The following is an 18,821-nucleotide window of genomic DNA, read 5'->3' on the forward strand; positions in this document are numbered from 1 at the left end:
CCGGCTTGCTTTTATATGGCACGGACGGTTGCCATCTGTGCGAGGAAGCCGAGTCGGTGCTGGCGAGTCTGGGCGTGGCGGCGAAGGTGGTGGACATCGCCGGCGATGACGATCTGTTGCAGCGGTATGGCGTCCGTATCCCGGTGCTGCGGGACGGCGCGGGGCGCGAACTGGGCTGGCCGTTCGACGCCGAGGCGGCGCGGCGGTTTCTTGAGCACGAATGAATCGAAGGGGAAGCAGGCCATGAGCCACAACGACTATCGCATCGAAAAAGACAGCATGGGCGAGCTGAAGGTCCCGGCAGGCGCGCTGTACGCGGCCCAGACCCAGCGCGCCATCGACAACTTTCCGGTGAGCGGGCTGCGCTTGCCGCCAGCGTTCATCCGCGCCATCGCCCGGATCAAGCAGTGCGCGGCCCGGGTCAACATGGCCCTGGGGCATCTGGAGGCCGCCAAGGGCGAGGCCATCATCGCTGCGGCCGAGGCCATCATCGGCGGCGCCCATGCCGATCAGTTTCCGGTCGACGTGTTCCAGACCGGCTCGGGCACCAGCACCAACATGAACGTCAACGAGGTGCTGGCGACCCTGGCTTCCCGGCGCTTGGGAACGCCGGTGAGCCCCAACGACGACGTCAACATGGGCCAGAGCAGCAACGACGTCATTCCCACGGCGATCCACGTGAGCGCCGCCCTGGCGGTCAATGAGCAGCTGATCCCGGCGCTCGAGCACCTGGCGGCGACGATACGCTACAAGGGCGCGGCGCACCCGGCGGTCGTCAAGACCGGACGCACTCATCTGATGGACGCCATGCCGGTGCGGCTGGAGCAGGAGCTTTCGGGCTGGGCGCTGCAGATGGCCAACGGCGTCGACCGGCTGCGGGCGAGCCTGCCGCGTCTGTACAAGCTGGGGCAGGGCGGTACCGCGGTGGGCACCGGCATCAATGCCGATCCGGCCTTCGCTTCCAGCTTCGCCGAAGCTCTGGCCGATGCCACCGGACTGCCGTTCCGGCCGAACGATTCCTTCTTCGAAAGCCTGAGCTGCCAGGACGCGGCGGTCGAACTGTCGGGTCAGCTCAAGACCATCGCCGTGGGCATCATGAAGATCGCCAACGATCTGCGCTGGATGAATTCCGGCCCCTTGGCCGGGCTCGGCGAGATCGAATTGCCCGCGCTCCAGCCCGGCAGTTCCATCATGCCCGGCAAGGTCAATCCGGTGATTCCGGAGGCCGCCTGCATGGCGGCGGCGCAGGTGATCGGCAACGACGCCACCATCACGGTGGCCGGGCAGTCGGGCGCGTTCCAGCTCAATGTGATGCTGCCGGTGATCGCCCACAACCTGTTGCAAAGCATCGAGCTGCTGGCCAACGTCGCCCGGCTGCTGGCCGACAAGGCCATTGCCGATTTCCGGGTGCGCGAGGACAATCTGCACCGGGCCCTGGCGGTGAATCCGATCCTGGTGACCGCGCTCAACCCGGTCATCGGCTACATGAAGGCGGCGGAAATCGCCAAGACGGCCTACCAGACCGGCCGCCCGGTGCTGGAGGTGGCGATGGAAATGACCGGCATGGCCCGCGAAGAGCTGGAGCGCCTGCTCGATCCTGCGGGGCTCACCACCGGCGGCATCCACGGGGCGCCGGGCGGCGGGGCGGGTTAGCCTTTTCCTCAACATCCGAAACGAGCTGCGCCATGGGACTGTTCAATCTGCCCACGAATTCGGTGGTCCAGCCGGGCAAGATTTATCCGGCGCCGGAAGGCGCGCGGCGGATCAAGGTCGTCCAGGTGTACCGGTGGGATCCGGACGCGGGTGAAAACCCGCGGCTCGACACCTACCCCATCGACCTGGACCGCTGCGGGCCGATGGTGCTGGATGCCCTCATCAAGATCAAGAACGAGATCGACAGTACCCTGGCGTTCCGGCGCTCCTGCCGCGAGGGCGTGTGCGGTTCCTGCGCCATGAACATCGACGGCCGCAACACGCTGGCATGCACCAAGCCCCTGAGCGATTGCGGCGAGGGGGTGAAGATCTACCCGCTGCCGCACCAGCCGGTGATCAAGGACTTGGTGCCCGATCTGACCCATTTCTACGCCCAGTATGCGTCGATCAAACCCTGGATCGAGGCCCAGACCCCCCCGCCCGCGGACCGCGAGCGCCTGCAGAGCAAGGCGGAGCGGGCCGAGCTGGACGGCCTGCACGAATGCATCCTGTGCGCGTGCTGCTCGACCTCCTGTCCCAGCTACTGGTGGAATGGCGACCGCTTCCTGGGGCCGGCCGCGCTGCTGCAGGCCTACCGCTGGATCGCCGACAGCCGCGACGAAACCACCGGCGAGCGCCTGGATGCGCTGGAAGACCCCTTCAAGCTGTTCCGCTGCCACACCATCATGAACTGCACCCAGGCCTGCCCGAAGGGCCTCAATCCGGCGCGGGCGATCGCCGAGATCAAGAAGCTGCTGGTCGAGCGCCAGAAATGAACGAACCCGGCCGGCTGCGGTGGCGCTGCCGCCGGGGAATGGCGGAACTGGAGCGCCTGCTCGTGTTCTATCTGGACGGCGACTACCGGCATGCGGAGGCCGCCGAGCGGCAAGTGTTCGAACGCTTGTTGGACATGCAGGATGCGGAACTCTGGCGTTGCCTCACCGGCCGCACTTGTCCCGAAGATCCGGCGCTGGTCGCACTGACGGCTAAAATCCGCGCTCTCGACCCTGCCAAGGAGGCGGCGTGTTGATCCTGGCCCCCGGCCACTCGCGGATTCATTCCACGGCCGTCGGCACCCTGGGCCTGCTGGCTTGCGCCGGCATCTGGAGCGCGGGGGTTCCGATGCCGGCCAAGCTGGGTCTGAGCATGGTTCTGGCGGCTTATGCCGTCCACCTCGGGCATCGCCGACGCTTCAGCGCGCGTCTCGACGGCGCGGAGGCCTGGTGTGTGATGCCTCCCGGCGGCGAACCGTGCCCGGCTGATCTCATGGGCTCGAGTTTTGCCTCCTCGCTCTGCGTCGTGCTGCATTTTTCGACGGGGTACGGCAGGGTCGCGATCCCGGTGTTCAGGGACAGTGTCGACGCCGAAACCTACCGCCGTCTCCGGGTCCATCTGAGCTGCGCCGGGACGCATCCAACGGGCGGGAACGCCGGGTTCCTCCACTGACGCTATGCCGATGAGCCGTCTCCGCATCTGCCGTTCCCCCGCCACCGCCTATCCGCCGCCGCAGACGGGGTTGCCCGACGCCGGCTTGCACGCTCGGCTGTGCGAGGCGATGCGGCGTCATCTTTCCCCCGCTGCGGCGACCCTCCTAGCCGAGCCGGCGCCGAGCGGGGACGGCGAGTGGATCGACTGGTACACCACGCTGGCAGGTCAGCCGGTTCCGTTGCGCTCTCTGGCGGCGGACGGGTTGCGGCGCGCGCGCAACCTGCTGGAAGACCGAATCCAGGCCATGCTGGCGTTGTCGGAGCGGCTGGCGCCGGGCGATCCGGGCCTGGCCGAGGCGATGCGCCGGGCGGCCGGCTTTCCCGACGAATCGGCGGTCTATGTGGTGGATGGCCAGCCCGTGCTGACGTTCTGGGGCTACGGGGAGACCACCCGACCCGGATCTGCCAGGTTCCAGGCCGCCCCGGCGTCCAGGAAGCATGCCCGCTGGCCTTGGCTGGCTTGGGCGGGCTTGCTGCTATCGGCCGGGCTGGGGTGGGCCGCGTTCCATCTCGATCTGTGGCGCTGGCCGCCTTGGGGGCCGGACTACGCGGCCTTGCTCGCCGCCGAGCGGCAGGCCGGCGATGACTTGTGGCGCACTCTGCTCGAACGCCAGTCCGAGCTGGCACGGTCCCTGGGCCAATGCGCGCTTCAGGCTCAACGCGACGCCGTGGCGCAGGAAGGGGCGCTGTTGGCGGGGAGACTGGACGCACTGACGGCGGAATTGGCCCGAAAACTGGAAACATGCCGGGACGAGGCGGCGCTGGAAGCCGCGTCGAAGGAGCACGACGCCCTGAGCGTCCGGCTCAGCGGTTTGCGGAGCGAACTGGCGGCCAAGCGTGAAAAGTGCGGCAATGGCAAACTGAGCGCCGAACGGGCCGAGTCGGCCAGGCTGCGCACCAAGCTGACGGCCTTGAAAGCCAAACTCGCCGCCCAACTGAGCCGCTGCGGCAAGAAACCGCCCATCGAGACCGCCGAAACGACCTCGCCGCCCGCCGTTTCCCCTGTTCCTGGAGCCTCGCCCCAACCGGTCAAGCCAGCCGAGGGCCTGCCGCCCTGTCCCGGCGAACGCCCCCCCGAGGATGCGCCGGACGTCGCGATCGTGCTCGATGCCTCCGGCAGCATGCGCATTCCCTCGGTTCTCGACGGCAACAGTGCCCAGCTCATCGCCCGCTTCGAGCGCTGCATGATGGACAGCGGACTGCTCGCCCCGGTGGTCTGCGCGGACCTCATCGGCGCCTACGAGTCGATCACCCAAGCCGGCCGCGGCCCCACCCGGCTGATGGCCGCCCAGCGGGCGGTCAACAACGTGGTGAGCGGACTGCCCGGCGACGTCGACGTCGGCCTGGTGGTGCTGGAAGACTGCCCGCAGGCTTCGGACTACGGCATGTACGACAGTGCCCGCCGGGGCCAGCTCCTGCAGCGGGTCAATGGTCTGATCCCGCGCAAGGGCACGCCGTTGGGCAACGGGATCGTGCAGGCCGCGAACAAGGTGGACGGCGTGAGGGCGCCGGCGGTCATGGTCGTCGTGTCGGACGGCAAGGACAGCTGCAACGCCAACCCTTGCTCCATCGCCGCGGCGGTCAAGGCGGCCAAGCCCAAACTCAAGATCAACGTGGTCGACATCGTCGGCGACGGCGCCGTGAGCTGCATCGCCCAAGCCACGGGCGGAGATGTGCTGACGCCGAAATCGGGAATGAGCCTGGATCAGATGGTCAGGCAGGCGGCAAAGGACGCCGAGAAGCCGGCGCACTGCAAATAGCTGGATGTGTCGGAGCGGGCTTGAGCCCGCCACCGTCCCCCGCATCGCGGGCCAAAGTTCATTTCCACTCGTCGTTCTCGACGATCCGGATGGCGTCGTCCTTGGGCGCGTATTTGTCGATACTGCCCTGTTCGCTCAGCTTGATCATCAGGCGCACTTCGTTCTTGGAATCGGCGCAGTAGAGGGCATCCTCGTAGCCGATCTTGCCCGCCTTGAACAGTTCGAACAGCGCCTGGTCGAAGGTCCGCATGCCGTGTTCGCGCGATTGTTTCATCACGTCCTTGAGCTTGTGGACCTCGCCCTGGCGGATCAGGTCCGAGACCAAAGGGGTATTGATGAGGATTTCCACCGCCGGATAGCGTCCCTTGCCGTCGGCGCGCTTGACGAGCTGCTGGGCGATGATGGCGCGCAGGTTCAGCGACAGGTCCATGAACAGCTGCGGATGCATGTCTTCCGGGAAGAAATGGAGGATGCGGTCCAGCGCCTGGTTGGCATTGTTGGCGTGCAGGGTGCTCAGGCAGAGGTGGCCGGTTTCGGCGAAGGTGATGGCCTGCTGCATGGTTTCGCGGGTGCGGATCTCGCCGATGAGGATCACGTCCGGCGCCTGCCGCAGGGTGTTCTTCAGCGCGACTTCGTAGGATTCGGTGTCGATGCCGACCTCGCGCTGGGTGACGATGCAGCCTGCGTGCGGGTGGACGAACTCCAGGGGGTCCTCGATGGTGATGATGTGGCCGCTGGAGTGCTCGTTGCGGTACTTGATCATCGCCGCCAGCGAAGTGGACTTGCCGGTGCCGGTCGCGCCCACGAACAGGATCAGGCCGCGCTTGGTCATGACCAGATCGTTGAGGATGGGCGGCAGGTTGAGCTGTTCCACGGTGGGAATCTCGGTTTCGATCCGGCGCAACACCATGCCGGGACTGTTGCGCTGGATGAAGGCGCTGACCCGGAACCTCCCAAGCCCGGTCACGGACAGGGCGAAGTTGCATTCGTTGGTGTTCTCGAACTCGTCGCGCTGGCGCTGGTTCATGATGCCGAGGACGAGTTGGCGCGCCTGTTCGGCGCTCAGCTTGGCGCTGGACAGCGGCACGATGGCGCCGTCGACCTTCATGCAGGGCTCCTTGGCCGCCGTAATGAACAAGTCCGACGCTTTCTTCAGTACCATCAGCTTGAGCAGCGATTCGAATTCCATGGGCGGGCTCCGGGCTAGAATGCGGCCTTGTTGACGGCGATTTCGCGGGCGACCTGGCGGTTGATGACCCCTTTTTCCACCAGTTCCTGCAGGTGCTGGTCCAGGGTCTGCATGCCGTCCTTGCGGCCGGTCTGGATCGCGGAATACATCTGGGCGACCTTGGCCTCCCGGATCAGGTTGCGGATGGCCGGGGTGCCGACCATGATCTCCCAAGCCGCGGTTCGGCCGCCGCCGGCTTTCTTGACGAGCGCCTGCGAGATCACCGCCTGGAGCGATTCCGACAGCATGGAGCGGATCATCTCCTTTTCCGCGGCGGGGAATACGTCGACGATGCGGTCGATGGTCTTGGCGGCGGAGCTGGTATGCAGGGTGCCGAACACCAAGTGTCCGGTCTCGGCCGCGGTGAGCGCCAGACGGATGGTTTCCAGATCGCGCATTTCGCCCACCAGGATCACGTCCGGGTCTTCGCGCAGCGCCGAGCGCAGGGCTTCGTTGAACCCCAGGGTGTTGCGGTGCACCTCGCGCTGGTTGATCAGGCATTTCTTGCTCTGGTGCACGAATTCGATCGGATCTTCGATGGTCAGGATATGGGAGTAGTCGTTGGAGTTGATGTAGTCGATCATGGCCGCCAGGGTGGTCGACTTGCCCGAACCGGTGGGGCCGGTGACCACGATCAGCCCGCGCGGCTGGCGGGTGACATCCTGAAAGAATTTCGGACAGCCCAGTTCCTCCAGAGTGAGGACCTTCGAGGGGATGGTTCGGAAAACCGCCGCCGCGCCCCGGTCCTGGTTGAACGCGTTGACGCGGAAACGCGCGACGCCGGGCAGTTCGAACGAGAAATCCGTTTCCAGGAATTCCTCGAAATCGCGCCGCTGCTTGTCGTTCATGATGTCGTAGATCAGTGCGTGGACTTCCTTGTGTTCCAGCGGCGGCACGTTGATGCGCCGGATATCCCCGTCGACCCGGATCATCGGGGGCAGTCCGGATGATAGATGCAGGTCGGAGGATTTGTTCTTGACCGAGAAGGCGAGCAGTTCGGCGATATCCATGGGGCGCAGTCGGGTAGAATTCGGAAGGGAAAGTATATCCAACGGTGTATGGGATGCTGGAGCTTGAGGCAAATTTACAAGCGGTGCGGCGGAGGATCCGGGCAGCGGAGCTGGCGAGTGGCCGTCCGGAAGGCTCGGTGCGGCTGCTTGCGGTGTCCAAAACCCAGCCTGCCGGCGTGTTGCGCGAAGCCTATGGTTTCGGGCAGCGCGAATTCGGCGAGAATTACTTGCAGGAAGCCGCGGAGAAGCAGGACAGCCTCGCCGATCTGGACATCGTCTGGCATTTCATCGGCCCCATCCAGTCGAACAAAACCCGTCCGATCGCCGAGCGCTTCGACTGGGTCCACGGCATCGACCGCTTGAAAATCGCGCAGCGCCTCAGCGACCAGCGCCCGGAGGAGATGGCGCCGTTGAACGTCTGCATCCAGGTCAACCTGGGCGGGGAGGCGACCAAGTCGGGAGTGGCGCCGGGAGGTCTGGCCGATCTGGCGCATGCGGTCGCCGCCTTGCCAAGGCTGCGTCTCAGGGGCCTCATGGCGATTCCCGCGCCGACCGGCGACGTTCGGGAACAGCGCGCCGTTTTCCGCCGGATGCGTGAACTGCTGGCTGGACTGAGCATGCCGGAACTCGATACGCTTTCCATGGGCATGTCCAATGATCTGGAGGCGGCCGTGGCGGAAGGGGCGACCCTCGTGCGCATCGGCACCGCGATTTTCGGCCGGCGCCCGAGCGCCCGGACCTGACGGTGGCTTCCGAGGTGATGCAGTAAACTATGACAGTGCATGTTTTTCAGTGGAGAGGGCAGGGGAAATGAAGCACAAAGCACTTGGGTTCATCGGGGCCGGCAACATGGCCTCGAGCCTGGTGGGAGGGCTGGTGGCCGACGGTTATCCGGCCCGCAACATCTGGGTATCGGATGTGGACGAAGCCAAGCTGGACGCGCTTTCGCTGAAATTCGGCGTCAACGTCACCGGCGACAACCGGCGGATCGCGGGGCTGGCGGAAATCCTGGTCCTGGCGGTGAAACCGCAGATTCTGCGCGGGGTGGCCGAAGGTATGGCGGATGTCGTCGGCGGGACCCGGCCGTTGGTGTTGTCGATCGCGGCCGGTGTCGGTGAGGCCGCCATCGACCGCTGGCTCGGCGGCGGTCATGCGGTCGTTCGCTGCATGCCGAACACCCCGGCCCTGGTCAAAACCTCCGCCACAGCCCTGCATGCCAACGACAAGACGACCGCGGCACAGCGCAGCGAGGCCGAGAGCATCCTGCGCGCGGTAGGCCTGACCGTCTGGGTGGAACGGGAGGAGGCGCTGGATGCGGTCACGGCGATTTCGGGCAGCGGCCCGGCCTATTTCTTCCTGCTCATGGAAGCGCTGGAAAACGCGGCAGCCGGCCTGGGGCTCGATCCGGAGACCGCGCGGCTCCTGGTGCAGCAGACGGCGCTGGGGGCGGCGCGCATCGCCATGGAATCGGAAGAAGGCCCGGCCCAGTTGCGGCACCGCGTCACTTCTCCCAACGGGACGACGGAGTGCGCCGTTGGCATATTCGAGTCCAGGGGATTGCGTGACATCGTGGCGGAAGCCGTGTCGGCGGCCCACGGAAGAGCGATTCAGATGGCGCGGGAACTGGGGGCGGAGTGATGGATCTGGGCTATCTCGTCAATCCCGCGGTGTTTCTGGTGGAAACACTGTTCGGTTTATACATCCTCGCCGTGGTCCTGCGTTTCCTGCTGCAATGGACGGGCGCGGACTATTACAATCCGGTGTGCCAATTTCTGGTCAAGGTGACCCATCCGCCGCTCCGGCTCTTGCGGCGTTTCATTCCCGCCATCGGCCGGGTGGATACCGCATCGCTGGTCCTGATGCTGGCACTGCAGATGCTGGCGAGCTATCTGGTGTTTCTTTTGCAGGGCGTGGCCGGCGTCTCGGTCGCCGCGCTGGCGGTCTGGTCGGTTCACGATCTGCTCGATCTGGTGTTCAACATCTTTTTCTTCTGCATCATCGCCCGTGCACTGCTGAGCTGGTTCGGACGGATGTCCTACAATCCGGCGGCATCCCTCCTGAACGGGTTGACCGAGCCGCTTCTGCGCCATAGCCGCCGCCTGCTGCCGCCGGCCGGCGGGCTCGATCTCTCTCCCATCGTGCCCTTGATCGGTATCCAGTTGGCCAGGATGCTGATTCTGCCGCCGCTGCAACAACTCGCGGCCCTTTTGAACTGACGCGGCAGGGGGCGGTCAGACTACCTCGATAGACAGGGGCGCCTCTTCTCGTGAGGAGGCTGTTGTAAAACTCGGGCGTCAGCAGGTTCGCGCCGGGGCAGGGTGCGCGATGCGGGCGGATGGCTGAAATGTTGCAGAGACTGAGGGAGCGGGGTGTACGGTTTTCCATCGACGACTTCGGCACCGGCTACAGCTCGCTCGAGCGCCTGCACCGGCTCCCGGTCGACAAGCTGAAAATCGACCAGTCCTTCATTCGTGATGTGACCGGTACGGAGGACAACGCCACGATTACGCGCGCCATTATCGCGTTGGCCAAGCAACTGCGTCTGAAGGTTCTCGCCGAAGGTGTGGAAACGGCGGAGCAGCTCGAATTTCTTAAGAAGGCCGGGTGCGACGAGGTGCAGGGGTACTACTTCAGCCGTCCGATACCGGCGGCCGAGGTCGTACCATGGCTGTCGGGTGACGGGACCGCGGGCGAAATTCAGGATCGGCGGTAAACCAGATCCCACACCCCATGTCCCAGCTGCTGGCCGCGGTTTTCGAACTTGGTCAGCAAGCGGTAGGACGGACGTTCGCTGAAGCGCCCGTCCGGCGCCCGGTTGACCAGCAGGTCGCAGCCGTTCAATACCTCCAGCATCTGCATCGCATAGTCTTCCCAATCGGTGGCGGCATGGAACACGCCCCCCGGCGCCAGGCGGGAGGCGGCCAGCCGGGCGAATGCCGGGGTGATCAGGCGGCGCTTGTGGTGACGCTTCTTGTGCCAGGGATCGGGAAAGAACACCAGAATGCGCGCCAGGCTGGCTTCCGGAATGCGTTTCTCAAGCAGTTCGACGGCGTCGGTCCGGAACACCCGGACGTTCTCCAGCCCGCGCCGGTCCAGCTCGATCAGGAGATGGCCGACGCCGGGCGGATGGACTTCCGCGCCGATGAAATCCTCTTCCGGCAGGCGCTCGGCCATCGCCGCCAGGCTTTCGCCGTTGCCGAAGCCGATCTCCAGGGTGAGCGGCGCCTTGCGGCCGAATGCCGCGACCGGGTCGAACGGCGCGTTCGGGTCCAGGCCGTAGCGAGGCCAGAGATGATCCAGGGCATTCTTCTGAGAGGCGGTGATGCGGCCTTGCCGGAGCACGAAGCTGCGGATGCGGCGGGGCGGGGTGAGGTTCTCGGGTTCGGTCATGGTGATAAGGGCGGTAACAAGGTCGGAGTGGGCTTCGGTCCGCGGTTGTCTGCGGACTGAAAGCCGCCCCCCCACGGGTTTGCCTGCTCAGCGCCGGAAGAACAGATTCAGTATCAGGCTGATGATGATGCTGATCACGATCATGGAAGTGACGGGAATGAAGACGGTGCGGTTTTCATCGCCCAGCCTGATGTCTCCCGGCAGCCGTCCGAACCAGCCGAAGAGGCCGGGCGCGAAATGCAGCAACGCGCCCAGGGCAGCGACGCCGAGCCCGATGACGATCAGCAGTTTAGCCAGAGACATGACGAGCCTTCAGGTTTGGACCGATATGCGGCCAGAGTACCAGCACCCAGGCTCCGAGGGCCAGCATCCAGCCGATGCCGGTGGGTACCCGGCGCAGCTCGCCGAGTCCCGGGTCATGCAGGGCTCGGCTCAGCGTTTCCGGTGCATCGAGCCGCAGATAGCCCAACCCGGCCGTGTTGGCGAATTCCTTCAGTTCCGCTTCGTGCAGCCAGGACAAATACAGGCTGCCGTCGTTCTTGCGCCGGTGGGTGGCGTCGGCCGACGCGTCAAGGTAGGCGGTGGTCGTCACCGGCGCCAGAATGTCGGCTTTTTCCCAGAATCCCAGCGGGCGGTTTTCGCGGTCCAGCCTGGGCACCGGCACCGGTTTGAGGTCGCCGGTGCCGACGATGAGCCCTTGGACTTCGCCCGGCTTGACCTGGAGCTCCGGTCTGACCGGATCGTCCGGCGTCTGCTGGCCGTCGCTGAGGAATACCAGCCGGAGGCCGGAGTCGCGCTTCTTCACGATGCGCAGCGCGGCGTTGAGCCCCTGGGCGATGAAGCTGTCGGCGGCCCAGGCCATGCGCCAGTCGATGTGCTCCAGCACGTCCTCGATCACGCCGGCATGGCGGCAGACCTCCAGCGGCTCGAAAAGCAGCTCCACGGTCTGGGTGGTGAACAGCCCCAGGCCGGCTTCCGAGCCGCAAGGCAGCTCGGCGATGGCGCGGCGCACCGCGGCCTTGGCGAAGCCGAGCCGATCGGCGGGCAGGCCGTCGAGGTGATAGTCGCGGGTGTTCATGCTCTGGGTGATGTCGAGCACGAACAGGTAGCGGAACACCGGCTGCTCCAGCGGGATGCGCGGATTCGCCCAGGCCAGCAGGGCGAGCAGAGCGGCCACCGCCAGCCCGGCGAAGGACCGGCCGAACCGCGGTTTCACGGTCCGCCTCCGGGGATGCCGGGCAGGGTGGAGAACACGGAGGACTTGGTGCCCTGCCAGTTGGCCTTCTCCTTTTCCTTGGGCGGCGGGGTGATGCGGAAGGCGTATTCCAGATTGAAGCGCGCGTCCTGGTCGGCGGGATTCAGCCGCAACGCTTCCTTCAGATTCTCCTTGGCCATCTCCACCAAGGCATTGACGCGGGCGTGTTCCAGCACGCCCCGGGCATGCCACAGGCTGGCCGCCTCGCGCAGATAGATCGTGCCCATGTTGTAGTGGACACGTTGCCGGAACGCCGGGATCGGGTCGTTCTGGATCGTGTGATAGAGCCTCAGCGCCTCCTGGTGGTCGCCGGTCCGGTCCAGCGCCTGCGCCTTGGCGAAGACCACTTCCGGTGTCGTGTTCTCGTCCAGGCGCACGTCCCGTGGATCGTGGATGGCTGCGTTTTCCCGCGCCAGGACGATCAGGCGATAACCTGACCCGGCGGCGACCGCCAGGCCGAGCACGAGGAGTCCGGAGGCGAGGGCCTCGCGGAGCTTGGCTGCGGTCACCATGTGCGCACCTCCAGGGATTTGGCCAGGAGCAGGGGCAAGAGCAGAATCACGGCGCAGCCGTAAAAGAAGCCGGATAAATCCTGTTTGGGGATTTTTTCGAGGTAGCGCAAGGGCTGGTTGGCCAAGCGTTCGACGTCGGCGATGGCGTCTTCCACCGCCTGCGGATTTTCCGCCTCGTAGGCCGTGTAAGGCACCCCCAGGCTTTGGAAATACCGGTGCAGCAGGTATTCGGACGAGGCGTTTTCGCTCGTCCCCATCGGTGCCCGCGCCAGAGGCGCGCTGTTCTTGCTTCGGAGGTAAATCCAATGCAGCCGCGCCTGATAATCCTGGAACCATTGCCGGATCATATCCTGGGACTCGTCCTCGATGCGGGTGGCGCCGTCCGATACCAGCAGGATGATGCGGGCGCCGGTCACCGGCTTGCCGTTGAAGAAATCCAGCGCCATGGCGAGGCCGGGTGCGATGTGGGTGATGCCGTGGCCGCGGTCGCCGATGCTGTCGATGGCGGCCAGCACCGCTTCGCGGTCCTGGGTCAGCGGCATCACATAGCGCGGCGCGGCGCTGAAGCCGACTACGGCGAACAGATCGTCGCCGCGCCGCTGCACGAAATCCGACAGCAGCCGGCGGGCGACGGCGTTCTTGGATTCGCCGGCGGTGCCGCCGAGGTAACGGCCCGAGAAATTTTCGTTCATGCTGCTGCTGCGGTCCAAGAGCAGGACGATATGGGCGCCGGTGCCGAGCCGCTCTTCCCACTGCTCGAGCGCGTAAGGGCCGGCGATGCCCGCGGCGAGCGCCAGCAGCGCCAGCGAAGCCAGGGCGCGCAGTCCGCGGTCGATGGCGGCGGAGAGCCGGTCCTCCGGAATCATGACCGCGCTGGAATAGTCCACCCCGGGCTGGCCGGGGCGCAGCCAGGGCAGGAGAGCGCCCATGCCGAGCAGCAGCCACCAAGGGGAGGCGAATCCAACGTTCATGAGGACTTGCGCTCCAGTCGGCGGGCCCGCCGTGCGAGTTTCAGGCAACGGGCATACGCATCGCCATCGGCGGCTTCCGCGAAAAACATCTCGCGGGACAGGGCGAAGAATTCGACCAGCTCCTCGCGGATGCCGGCGAATTCGGGATGGCGTTCGAGGAAGGCCTCCAGGCGGTTGCCGAACACCGCCTCCCCGGCGGTTTCGTTCAGCGCCCGGTGCAGGAGAAGACAGGCCGCCCGGTCCCGGGAAGGCTGGTCGGCCAGCCGCTGCAAGTCACGGCAGGCGCGGCGGAATGGCAAAGGGCCGGCGAACGGTGGCAAGAGCCCGCGCATCCACAGCAGGTAGACGAGCCCAGCGCCGAACGCGCCTAGACCGAGCGCCAGCCATTGCGGGTACGGTGAATACGTTCGCGGCTCGGCCGGGCGGAGGGCGCGGATAGCCACCTTTTCGTCGGGGATGCCGGGCGGAATCAGCGGCATGACGCTGACCGGCAGCGCCGGTGCCTCGACGTCCGGCGAGCCGCCGCCGCCTTCGAAACGCAGCCGCATCGGCGGGAGTTCGGCGGTTTCCGGGCCGCGCACGCCGTAGAAGACCTGGTAGGTGATGCGAACCCGGGTCTGTTCATCGGTTGAATCGGTTTCCACCTTGCGGATTTCCGCCCAGTCGTTGATCGCGCCGGGAGCGGGGAGGGAGGCGGGATCGATGTGGACGCCGGGACCGGTGGACACCACGATGTCGCGCAGGATCAGATCGCCCATCGTGTGGGTGGCGGCGTGATCGTCCTGGCTCTCGAACCTGGCCGGTGCGGTCCCGTCGTTCGCGTTCATCAGCAGCGCGACGGCGACGGAGAGAATGATGGCGAGCGGTAGGGCAAACTTGCGCATGGTGCCGCTTCAAGTCTCGTAGAAATAACGGGTCAAGGCGTCGGCGTCGAAGCGGCCTTCGAGAAAGAACGGGTCGCGAGCGCCGTGGCGGGCGGCCAGCTCGTGGAGTCGCTCGCGCCTCGCCTGGAACGCTTCGCGGAACTGCCGCTTGAGGGCGGGCCGCATGAACAGACGCCGCGTTTGGCCGGTTTCGGGATCGCGCAGATGGATCAAGCCCCAGTCGGGAAGCGCATCGTATTCGGCGGGGCTCCACACGGCCACCGGCACTACGTCGTGGGGCCGCAAGGCATCGAGGAGGGATTCGAGGAAGGCATCGTCCAGGTGGAAGTCGGACACCAGCAGCACCAAGGCCCTGCCGCGCCCCAGATGGGGCACGGCGTCTGCCAGGGCCGCGGCGCTGCGGGCGACGGGCCGGACTTTGGCGAGGCCGTCAGCCATGTCGGCGGGCAGCCCGCCCTTGTGCCAGCGCAGCGGCAGGCTGAGGTCCCAGCGGATGGCCTCGCCGCAGACGATGAGGCCGAAAGGATCGCCGCTGCGGTAGGCGGAATAAGCCGCGGCGGCGGCCAATTCCGTCAGCGTCCGCGCCTTGCCGGCGAAGCCCATCGACGCCGACAGGTCGGCGAGGACGAACACCGGAATCGCGCTGCGCTGGCGGAAGGTTTTCACCATGAGCTGCCCGAAGGGATCGTTCAGGGTGGCGTGGGCGTCGATGTTGCGCGGGTCCGGGAAGGCCGCGAGCGGCACGTGGCCGGCGAATTCGTAACCGCCGCCGGTCTGGTGGCTGGCGTGGCGGCCGGGATGCGCGCCGCCGGCGCGCCAGCGGACCCGGTAGTGGAACTCCGGGATCACGGCGCCGCGACCCTTTGCCGGATGGCGTCCAGGAGTTCGTCGATCAGCGCCGTCCGCCGCAGTTCGTACACCGGATTGAAGAACACGCGGTGGGCGATGGTCTCGCGGAACACGCCGTGGATGTCCTCCGGCACCACGTAATCGCGGCCGTCCAGCCAGGCCGAGACCCGGGCGGCGCGCATCATCATGCTCACGCCGCGGGCGCTGGCGCCGGCCAGGATCAGCCGGTCCATGTCGACGCCCTCCAGCTTCACGCCGTAGTCGGCCGGGCGGCGGGTGGCCTCCCACAGGTCCAGCGCATACTGCTGCAAGGTCTCGCTGGCCGTGACCGATTGCTGGATGACGGGCGCGATCTGCGGGATTTCGCGGTACGGCAGGAGGCCCGGCGTCAGCGTATCGAGCAGGCGGTCGACGTCGTGGAACTTCGGATCGAACATCAGGGCGCGGCGCAACGCCGGGTCGGCCGGCGTCTCGATGTGCAGTTCCATCATGAAGCGGTCGCGCGCCGCCGACGGAATCTCGAAGGTCTCCTCCTTCTCCACCCGGTTGCGGTCGGCGAAGACCTGCAGGTAGGGGAAGAAATGCTCCCGGTTGAAGGCGCTCACGGCGTGCTCGGCCATGATCCGCAGCAGCAGCGAATGCACCTGCGGGCGGGCGCGATTGACCTCGTTGAAGAAGAAAACCGAGAGCTCCTCCCCGTGCTTGAGCACGGGGCCGGGGTCGACCTGCGGCTTGCCGAGCTCGTTGATGTAGGTGTGGTAGACCAGGTCGTTCGGCATCAGGTCGATGGTGCCCTCGACGCGCTCGTAGGCGCCGCCCAAACACCGCGCCACGGCGCGCAGCAGGGTGGTCTTGCCGACGCCGACGTCGCCTTCGAGCATCACGTGGCCGCGGGCGAACACGGCGATCAGGATGTGGCGGATCGGCCGGTCCAGCCCGATCACGGCCTTGCCGACTTCGCGCTCGAAGGCCAGCGCACGCTGGCGCCAGTCGGCGAGTTGGGTTTGTTTCAGGTCAGCGGACATGGCGAATCCGGAAAGTACAGGGTCTTAAAACGAGCGATGCCCGGCGGCGCCGGGCATCGGGGAAACGTCGGGACGACCCGGAGCGCTCAGCTCTTGCCGGCCTGTTCGGCGGCGATGAGGTCGTCGAAACGCTTCAGCTGGAAGCGGGTGAATTCGATCAACTGGTAGCCGACATCGAAAACCAGCTTGTACAGCGAGGGCGCGAGGTACACCTTGTAGCCGACATAGCCCAGGGCGCCGATGCCGACGAGAGCGGCGATGATCGTGGGAAAGCCGATGCCCGCGAAGATGCGGATGACCTGGAACATGATGTCCAGCGGCAGCAGGATCAACAGCCCGGCGTAGACCAGAATGATGAAGCTGAAGAACACGAAGGTAACGAACTTGAATGCATAAGCCAATATCAGGTTAATTTTCATATGTCTTGCCCTTCCCGGGATTTTTCTAATGGAAAGCCTCTGCCGCGTGTGGTCCGGTTGCCGGAACGCGGATCGCCATGGCAGCGCGCGCCGGGAGTGGGACACAACCTCAAAATGCGCGGCATTTTAGCACAGCCTGCCATCCTGAGCGCTTCGATGGCGCTGCCGTCGGCCACGCCGCGTTAGCGGCAATCACTTCCCGTTCTGGATGGCTGGCGTAACGCTTGAACCCCACGCTGTTTGGCGGTTCCGAAGAGACGCTGGCGAACCGCCACGGTCTCGATGCAGTGATGTTCCGCCGCGCCAAGGCCGATGCATGCCAGCCCGATGGTTCGCCGTTGTTGGGGAGGCGCTGGGTGCATACCGAGTCCTTGCGCTCATCGCGCTGGATGGCGAGCAGGCCGAAATCGGCGGGCATCACCTTGCCCGTCGGCAGCTGGGTCCAGGTGCCTTTCTCGCCTTACAAGGGCTTGACGGCATGGTTTTTTTTTGACTATACCGCAACCTTCAAAACAAGGAGTCTCGGCCATGGGTCACTTCTGTCTCTGGGTGCGGATCATCGGGTGGGTGCTGGTTCTGGCCGCGCCCGGTTTCGGAGCGTGGGCGGCGGGCGCGGAAACGGCGCTGCCGCCGGAACTCGCAGCGGCGGTGAGCGCCGACCTGCGGAAGATCGAAGCGGCGGAAGGGGGCCATGTCTCGCTGCATCCGGAGCAAGGCCTCGCGCTGCGATTCGACGGCGAAGGCGTCGCCGTCGGCCCGGCCCGGCCAGCGCCCGGCTGGCGCTGGGGCCTGAGGCTCACCGGCTATGGCACGCCGGACGCCCTCCGGCCGGTCGCCCCGGCCGAAGTCTCGGCGCGGGCCTCGCGCATCGAATACCGCCGCGGCGTCGTCACCGAATGGTATGAGAACCGGGCCGAAGGTCTGGAGCAGGGCTTCACCCTGGCCGCGCCGCCTGTCGCCGGGGCCCAGACCCTGGTGCTCGGCCTGGCCCTCGAGGGCGGCCTGACGCCCTCGCTCGATCCCGAAGGCCGGGCCGTCGCGTTCCGTGACGGCGCCGGCGCCCCCGTCCTGCGCTACCAGGACCTCCATGTCGTCGACGCCGCCGGCAAGACCCTCCCGGCCCATCTGGCCCTGGCCGGCGGCGGCCTGCGGATCGAGGTCGACGCCCGCGGCGCCGCCTGGCCGGTCGTGGTCGATCCGCTGGTGACGAGCGAGGCCATCCTCACCGCCTCGGACAAGTGGTTCGATGCCGGGTTCGGCTACTCGGTCGCCCTGTCCGGCGACACCGCCCTGGTGGGGTCGCCCTACCGCGACCCCGGCGGCGTCGCGAACGCCGGCCAGGCCTACGTCTATGTCCGCTCGGGCGGAACCTGGACCCAGCAAGCCATCCTTTCCGCCTCGGACAAATCGGACTATGCCGGGTTCGGCGTCTCGGTCGCCCTGTCCGGCGACACCGCCCTGGTGGGGGCGTACCTCGCCGACCCCGGCGGTCTCTATAACGCCGGCCAGGCCTACGTCTATGTCCGCTCGGGCGGAAGCTGGACCGAGCAAGCCATCCTTTCCGCCTCGGACCCGTCGGCCAATGCCTACTTCGGCTCCTCGGTCGCCGTGTCCGGCAACAGAGCCCTGGTGGGGGCGCCCTCGGCCGACTCCGGCAGTGTCCTGAACGCCGGCCAGGCCTACGTCTATGTCCGCTGGGGCGGAAGCTGGAGCGAGCAGGCCATCCTCACCGCCTCGGACAAGTCGGACTTTGCCGACTTCGGCTCCTCGGTCGCCGTGTCCGGCAACACTGCCCTGGTGGGGGCGCGCTACGCCGACCCCGGCGGCCTCACGAACGCCGGCCAGGCCTATGTCTATGTCCGCTCGGGCGGAAGCTGGACCCAGCAGGCCATCCTCGCCGCCTCGGACAAGTCGGCCGGTGCCTATTTCGGCGCCTCGGTCGCCCTGGCCGGCAACAGAGCCCTGGTGGGGGCGCCCGAGGCCGACTCCGGCGGTTTCACGTACGCCGGGTACGCCGGCCAGGCCTACGTCTATGCCCGCTCGGGCGGGACCTGGAGCGAGCAAGCCATCCTTTCCGCCTCGGACAAGTCGGCCTCTGCCGGGTTCGGCTCCTCGGTCGCCCTGGCCGGCAACAGAGCCCTGGTGGGGGCGCCCTACGCCGACCCCGGCGGCCTCACGAACGCCGGCCAGGCCTATGCGTACACGCTGTTCCCCAGGCTGTTCCCGATCCTGTTCCCGATCCCGTAGCCGGTGCCGAAGGCGCAAGGGAGCGCCCCGCCGGCCCGAAAATCCAGGGCCTGGCCGCGCGCGAAGCGCAAAGCCGGCGCCACAGCGAGGCC

23 protein-coding genes are annotated in these 18,821 nt (G+C 66.6%); 11 read left to right on the plus strand and 12 right to left on the minus strand.

All coding sequences use genetic code 11. From position 1 onward, the window contains the following. Positions 1-5 precede the first annotated feature (5 nt). Genes GNH96_RS07650 through GNH96_RS07675 form a run of 6 tightly spaced genes read left to right on the plus strand, consistent with a single transcriptional unit; the run spans position 6 to position 4,939 of the window. Positions 6-224, plus strand: coding sequence for a glutaredoxin family protein (locus GNH96_RS07650; RefSeq protein WP_407658841.1), 219 nt, complete (start codon positions 6-8; stop codon positions 222-224). 19 nt (positions 225-243) lie between these two features. Next, positions 244-1,653, plus strand: coding sequence for a class II fumarate hydratase (locus tag GNH96_RS07655; RefSeq protein ID WP_169603135.1), 1,410 nt, complete (start codon positions 244-246; stop codon positions 1,651-1,653). A 32-nt stretch (positions 1,654-1,685) separates the two neighbouring features. Then, entirely contained in the window at positions 1,686-2,468 is a 783-nt protein-coding gene (locus GNH96_RS07660) for a succinate dehydrogenase iron-sulfur subunit (protein WP_169603136.1), read from the plus strand. Next, entirely contained in the window at positions 2,465-2,722 is a 258-nt protein-coding gene (locus GNH96_RS07665) for an FAD assembly factor SdhE (RefSeq protein WP_169603137.1), read from the plus strand. Before GNH96_RS07660 ends, GNH96_RS07665 begins: the two co-directional genes overlap by 4 nt. After that, positions 2,716-3,138, plus strand: coding sequence for a hypothetical protein (locus GNH96_RS07670; RefSeq protein ID WP_169603138.1), 423 nt, complete (start codon positions 2,716-2,718; stop codon positions 3,136-3,138). The genes GNH96_RS07665 and GNH96_RS07670 overlap by 7 nt, the downstream gene beginning before the upstream one ends. 10 nt (positions 3,139-3,148) lie before the next feature. Next, a complete protein-coding gene (locus GNH96_RS07675; RefSeq protein WP_169603139.1) occupies positions 3,149-4,939 on the plus strand; it encodes a VWA domain-containing protein in 1,791 nt (596 codons plus the stop codon). 58 nt (positions 4,940-4,997) lie between these two features. Here GNH96_RS07675 and GNH96_RS07680 read toward each other — a convergent pair whose 3' ends face one another. After that, entirely contained in the window at positions 4,998-6,128 is a 1,131-nt protein-coding gene (locus GNH96_RS07680; protein WP_169603140.1) for a PilT/PilU family type 4a pilus ATPase, read from the minus strand. A 14-nt stretch (positions 6,129-6,142) separates the two neighbouring features. Beyond that, entirely contained in the window at positions 6,143-7,177 is a 1,035-nt protein-coding gene (locus tag GNH96_RS07685; protein ID WP_169603141.1) for a type IV pilus twitching motility protein PilT, read from the minus strand. A gap of 53 nt (positions 7,178-7,230) precedes the next feature. Between GNH96_RS07685 and GNH96_RS07690 the strand changes: the two genes are divergently transcribed. The 4 genes from GNH96_RS07690 (at position 7,231) to GNH96_RS07705 (ending at position 9,890) form a co-directional block, all read left to right on the plus strand. Further along, the gene (locus tag GNH96_RS07690; protein ID WP_169603142.1) at positions 7,231-7,920 is read left to right on the plus strand and encodes a YggS family pyridoxal phosphate-dependent enzyme; all 690 of its coding nucleotides are present in this window, start codon (positions 7,231-7,233) and stop codon (positions 7,918-7,920) included. A gap of 67 nt (positions 7,921-7,987) precedes the next feature. Further along, the gene (gene proC / locus GNH96_RS07695; RefSeq protein ID WP_169603143.1) at positions 7,988-8,815 is read left to right on the plus strand and encodes a pyrroline-5-carboxylate reductase; all 828 of its coding nucleotides are present in this window, start codon (positions 7,988-7,990) and stop codon (positions 8,813-8,815) included. Beyond that, positions 8,815-9,393, plus strand: coding sequence for a YggT family protein (locus GNH96_RS07700; protein WP_169603144.1), 579 nt, complete (start codon positions 8,815-8,817; stop codon positions 9,391-9,393). The genes proC and GNH96_RS07700 overlap by 1 nt, the downstream gene beginning before the upstream one ends. A gap of 128 nt (positions 9,394-9,521) precedes the next feature. Then, on the plus strand, positions 9,522-9,890 hold the full coding sequence (locus tag GNH96_RS07705) for an EAL domain-containing protein (protein ID WP_228720067.1): 369 nt from the start codon (positions 9,522-9,524) through the stop codon (positions 9,888-9,890). Here the strand turns inward: GNH96_RS07705 and trmB are convergent. From trmB to GNH96_RS07755, 10 genes are all read right to left on the minus strand, one after another. Then, positions 9,875-10,567, minus strand: a complete 693-nt coding sequence (gene trmB / locus GNH96_RS07710) for a tRNA (guanosine(46)-N7)-methyltransferase TrmB (protein ID WP_169603146.1) — start codon at positions 10,565-10,567, stop codon at positions 9,875-9,877. The two genes, GNH96_RS07705 and trmB, sit on opposite strands and share 16 nt — an antisense overlap. 87 nt (positions 10,568-10,654) lie before the next feature. Next, the gene (locus GNH96_RS07715; protein ID WP_169603147.1) at positions 10,655-10,870 is read right to left on the minus strand and encodes a DUF2905 domain-containing protein; all 216 of its coding nucleotides are present in this window, start codon (positions 10,868-10,870) and stop codon (positions 10,655-10,657) included. After that, the gene (locus GNH96_RS07720; RefSeq protein ID WP_169603148.1) at positions 10,857-11,783 is read right to left on the minus strand and encodes a vWA domain-containing protein; all 927 of its coding nucleotides are present in this window, start codon (positions 11,781-11,783) and stop codon (positions 10,857-10,859) included. The genes GNH96_RS07715 and GNH96_RS07720 overlap by 14 nt, the downstream gene beginning before the upstream one ends. Continuing rightward, positions 11,780-12,334 (minus strand): tetratricopeptide repeat protein, encoded by a 555-nt coding sequence (locus GNH96_RS07725; RefSeq protein ID WP_169603149.1) that lies wholly within the window; start codon positions 12,332-12,334, stop codon positions 11,780-11,782. Before GNH96_RS07725 ends, GNH96_RS07720 begins: the two co-directional genes overlap by 4 nt. Then, positions 12,328-13,305, minus strand: coding sequence for a vWA domain-containing protein (locus GNH96_RS07730; RefSeq protein ID WP_169603150.1), 978 nt, complete (start codon positions 13,303-13,305; stop codon positions 12,328-12,330). The genes GNH96_RS07725 and GNH96_RS07730 overlap by 7 nt, the downstream gene beginning before the upstream one ends. Then, the gene (locus tag GNH96_RS07735; RefSeq protein WP_169603151.1) at positions 13,302-14,189 is read right to left on the minus strand and encodes a hypothetical protein; all 888 of its coding nucleotides are present in this window, start codon (positions 14,187-14,189) and stop codon (positions 13,302-13,304) included. Before GNH96_RS07735 ends, GNH96_RS07730 begins: the two co-directional genes overlap by 4 nt. 9 nt (positions 14,190-14,198) lie before the next feature. Then, positions 14,199-15,038, minus strand: a complete 840-nt coding sequence (locus tag GNH96_RS07740; protein WP_169603152.1) for a DUF58 domain-containing protein — start codon at positions 15,036-15,038, stop codon at positions 14,199-14,201. Then, entirely contained in the window at positions 15,035-16,063 is a 1,029-nt protein-coding gene (locus tag GNH96_RS07745) for an AAA family ATPase (protein ID WP_169603153.1), read from the minus strand. The genes GNH96_RS07740 and GNH96_RS07745 overlap by 4 nt, the downstream gene beginning before the upstream one ends. Positions 16,064-16,149: 86 nt before the next feature. After that, a complete protein-coding gene (locus tag GNH96_RS07750; RefSeq protein ID WP_169603154.1) occupies positions 16,150-16,482 on the minus strand; it encodes a hypothetical protein in 333 nt (110 codons plus the stop codon). A 109-nt stretch (positions 16,483-16,591) separates the two neighbouring features. After that, a complete protein-coding gene (locus GNH96_RS07755; RefSeq protein WP_169603155.1) occupies positions 16,592-16,900 on the minus strand; it encodes a hypothetical protein in 309 nt (102 codons plus the stop codon). Positions 16,901-17,010: 110 nt separating this feature from the next. Between GNH96_RS07755 and GNH96_RS07760 the strand changes: the two genes are divergently transcribed. Then, complete coding sequence (locus tag GNH96_RS07760; protein WP_169603156.1) at positions 17,011-18,729, plus strand: FG-GAP repeat protein; 1,719 nt, start codon at positions 17,011-17,013, stop codon at positions 18,727-18,729. Positions 18,730-18,821 lie beyond the last annotated feature (92 nt).

The sequence above is a fragment of the Methylococcus geothermalis genome, assembly GCF_012769535.1.
In the GTDB taxonomy this organism is placed as follows: domain Bacteria; phylum Pseudomonadota; class Gammaproteobacteria; order Methylococcales; family Methylococcaceae; genus Methylococcus; species Methylococcus geothermalis.

Excerpts from the sequence above, each read along its gene's own strand:
- GNH96_RS07655 (WP_169603135.1), top strand. The coding sequence starts at position 244 with ATGAGCCACAACGACTATCGCATCGAAAAAGACAGCATGGGCGAGCTG.
- GNH96_RS07660 (WP_169603136.1), top strand. The coding sequence starts at position 1,686 with ATGGGACTGTTCAATCTGCCCACGAATTCGGTGGTCCAGCCGGGCAAG.
- GNH96_RS07665 (WP_169603137.1), top strand. The coding sequence starts at position 2,465 with ATGAACGAACCCGGCCGGCTGCGGTGGCGCTGCCGCCGGGGAATGGCG.
- GNH96_RS07675 (WP_169603139.1), top strand. The coding sequence starts at position 3,149 with ATGAGCCGTCTCCGCATCTGCCGTTCCCCCGCCACCGCCTATCCGCCG.
- GNH96_RS07680 (WP_169603140.1), bottom strand. The coding sequence starts at position 6,128 with ATGGAATTCGAATCGCTGCTCAAGCTGATGGTACTGAAGAAAGCGTCG.
- GNH96_RS07685 (WP_169603141.1), bottom strand. The coding sequence starts at position 7,177 with ATGGATATCGCCGAACTGCTCGCCTTCTCGGTCAAGAACAAATCCTCC.
- GNH96_RS07690 (WP_169603142.1), top strand. The coding sequence starts at position 7,231 with ATGCTGGAGCTTGAGGCAAATTTACAAGCGGTGCGGCGGAGGATCCGG.
- proC (WP_169603143.1), top strand. The coding sequence starts at position 7,988 with ATGAAGCACAAAGCACTTGGGTTCATCGGGGCCGGCAACATGGCCTCG.
- GNH96_RS07700 (WP_169603144.1), top strand. The coding sequence starts at position 8,815 with ATGGATCTGGGCTATCTCGTCAATCCCGCGGTGTTTCTGGTGGAAACA.
- GNH96_RS07705 (WP_228720067.1), top strand. The coding sequence starts at position 9,522 with ATGTTGCAGAGACTGAGGGAGCGGGGTGTACGGTTTTCCATCGACGAC.
- trmB (WP_169603146.1), bottom strand. The coding sequence starts at position 10,567 with ATGACCGAACCCGAGAACCTCACCCCGCCCCGCCGCATCCGCAGCTTC.
- GNH96_RS07715 (WP_169603147.1), bottom strand. The coding sequence starts at position 10,870 with ATGTCTCTGGCTAAACTGCTGATCGTCATCGGGCTCGGCGTCGCTGCC.
- GNH96_RS07725 (WP_169603149.1), bottom strand. The coding sequence starts at position 12,334 with ATGGTGACCGCAGCCAAGCTCCGCGAGGCCCTCGCCTCCGGACTCCTC.
- GNH96_RS07730 (WP_169603150.1), bottom strand. The coding sequence starts at position 13,305 with ATGAACGTTGGATTCGCCTCCCCTTGGTGGCTGCTGCTCGGCATGGGC.
- GNH96_RS07735 (WP_169603151.1), bottom strand. The coding sequence starts at position 14,189 with ATGCGCAAGTTTGCCCTACCGCTCGCCATCATTCTCTCCGTCGCCGTC.
- GNH96_RS07745 (WP_169603153.1), bottom strand. The coding sequence starts at position 16,063 with ATGTCCGCTGACCTGAAACAAACCCAACTCGCCGACTGGCGCCAGCGT.
- GNH96_RS07750 (WP_169603154.1), bottom strand. The coding sequence starts at position 16,482 with ATGAAAATTAACCTGATATTGGCTTATGCATTCAAGTTCGTTACCTTC.
- GNH96_RS07755 (WP_169603155.1), bottom strand. The coding sequence starts at position 16,900 with ATGCCCGCCGATTTCGGCCTGCTCGCCATCCAGCGCGATGAGCGCAAG.
- GNH96_RS07760 (WP_169603156.1), top strand. The coding sequence starts at position 17,011 with ATGGGTCACTTCTGTCTCTGGGTGCGGATCATCGGGTGGGTGCTGGTT.